Annotated in this window: 3 protein-coding genes; all 3 read right to left on the reverse strand. The window is 31.9% G+C overall.

What is annotated here, in order from left to right; translation table 11 throughout:
* Positions 1–109: 109 nt before the first annotated feature.
* On the reverse strand, positions 110–823 hold the full coding sequence (locus CXF67_RS09530; RefSeq protein ID WP_102088551.1) for a DUF4304 domain-containing protein: 714 nt from the start codon (positions 821–823) through the stop codon (positions 110–112).
* A gap of 234 nt (positions 824–1,057) precedes the next feature.
* Positions 1,058–1,474 (reverse strand): hypothetical protein, encoded by a 417-nt coding sequence (locus CXF67_RS09535; protein ID WP_102088552.1) that lies wholly within the window; start codon positions 1,472–1,474, stop codon positions 1,058–1,060.
* Between the two features lie 7 nt (positions 1,475–1,481).
* A partial coding sequence (locus CXF67_RS09540; protein WP_257984646.1) for an AIR synthase family protein occupies positions 1,482–1,985 on the reverse strand: 504 nt, incomplete at its 5' end.

Below are 1,985 nucleotides of genomic sequence, written 5' to 3' on the forward strand. Positions count from 1 at the left end.
TATAAATATTTTGCTTTTATCTTTTCTTCTATAAACGCCAAATTTTATATTTAGCGGACTTCATTAATATGCCCAAACTTTCGGTTAAGCCATAAATGCCCTATGTTTTTTATACCGTGTTGTGGGTAGTTTTTATTCTTTTAATTTCCTTTTCTAACTCTCTTATTTTTTCTAAATAATAGTCGTATTTCGTTTGTTCATATTGTTCTTTAATGGAAATCAATAGCTTTTGTAGTTTTTCAATAGCTAATTCGGTTTTTCCTAATTCAATTGCTGTATACGCAATAAATTTATTCCGATTTGGACTGTCCATATTCCCAAATCCCCAAGTGCCTTTCATATCAATTTGGTCTTCCAACAAAATCCGAATTACATTTTCTTTAGATTCAAATTGCTTATACCAATCAAAAGCTGTTTTTTGGATTTGAGAATTACAGTCGGAAACTACACAAGATAAATTTCCTCCGTCATTATTTACAAACCAAATATCGTTTCTTGGAAACTCTTTTTGGTCAATTCCTTTTTTTATTCCACCACGAAAATGACCTTGATATTCCGCTGGTTTTTCTATTCCGTCTTTTTCTTTGATTTCAGTATCAGAAGGAATATATTTTATATAAGTTGCAAGATTAACAGCAAAAGAGAATGTCGTGCAACCCATAACATCAGCATTGTATGAGTTAAAGGATTGAAAATTCAGAATGTCAATTCTATCTGAATTATGTCTCCAATAAGTTCGTCCGTTAAATTTATTAAATCCATTTTCTTTTAAGACTGGACGAATTATTGAATTTATCTCTTTTGTTACTTGTTTACTATCCATTTCTTAAACTCTGACTAACGCCTAATTTAGTTGTTGAAAGTCAATTAGTTAATATTTTTAAAATTAACCAAATTTCACTTTCTAAGATCTCAAAAAATTTGGCGTTAGCGATAGAAATTAATTGAGATTTCTTAATGTGGGGAATTACCCACAACGTTTTGGGTATGGTGCGTATCCCGCAGGGTATGCACTATACCTGTTGTTGTGCTTTCGTTTTTTCTTTTTTAAGTTCTATCATAAGTATTGTTGGTAATCTATTTCTTCTAATAAAATCAGTTTCTCTTCGTCACTTATAATTTTACTCAATTCATTCTTTGCCTTTTCTCCTTCTTCGATAATCACTAACCAATTTTTATCGCTTAATATGGCTTCAACGTCATAGTCATCTTTTTTTGACGAGTCGTATTTATCGAGTAGTTGGTGCCATGTTGAAACCGTGTCTAGTTCAGTTCTTGTAATCCAACCTTGCTTCAATTGATATTCGTAGTTATTATCAATTCCTAAGTCGTCAAAATAACTACACATAAATTCCACGAATGACCAATGTGGATTTGAGTTCCTTTTATCGAACCACGACTGTCTTTGAAGATTCAATGATGTCAATTCATTAATACAACTTAACCATCTATTTCTCCAAAGCTCATTGCCCATTTCGTTTTTATTTTTTAATTCTCAATGGCCATTTCTTAGGCTCACTATCTATGTTAATCTCGACTGATTCACCTTTTATTTTCATTAAGATGATTTCTGGACAATTCTCAGGAGTAACGATTACTTCTCTATTCAATATGTTTGAAACTCCTTTTAAATAGTCAATTAGCTTATTGTGGTCGTCAATAGCTTTAAATTCCCTAGGGTCAATATCATTTTCAATTTCTGTCTCGTCAAAGAAATGAGCATTAACTTGAATGTCTTCAATAAAAACTTTTGCAGTCGAAGTAAGGTCGTGATTTCCGTCCCAAAATTCCTCAACCACTGAAAAGTTAATCTTGGTTTCGTCTTTTTCTGTTTTACCATTGTACCACTCAATTTTAAATTTCTGATTTACATATTGAACCCATTTCTGCCAATCAGTTCGTGTCGTATTGTGAACATATATGTCCAACCAACCACCGTCCCAAACATAAATCTTACTCTTTAATTCATTCCAGTTCATCGTCTG

Source organism: Psychroflexus sp. MES1-P1E (assembly GCF_002836055.1).
In the GTDB taxonomy this organism is placed as follows: Bacteria; Bacteroidota; Bacteroidia; order Flavobacteriales; family Flavobacteriaceae; genus Psychroflexus.

What these genes read in the sequence shown, in the direction of transcription:
- CXF67_RS09530 (WP_102088551.1), bottom strand. Translation starts at nt 823, where the DNA reads ATGGATAGTAAACAAGTAACAAAAGAGATAAATTCAATAATTCGTCCA.
- CXF67_RS09535 (WP_102088552.1), bottom strand. Translation starts at nt 1,474, where the DNA reads ATGGGCAATGAGCTTTGGAGAAATAGATGGTTAAGTTGTATTAATGAA.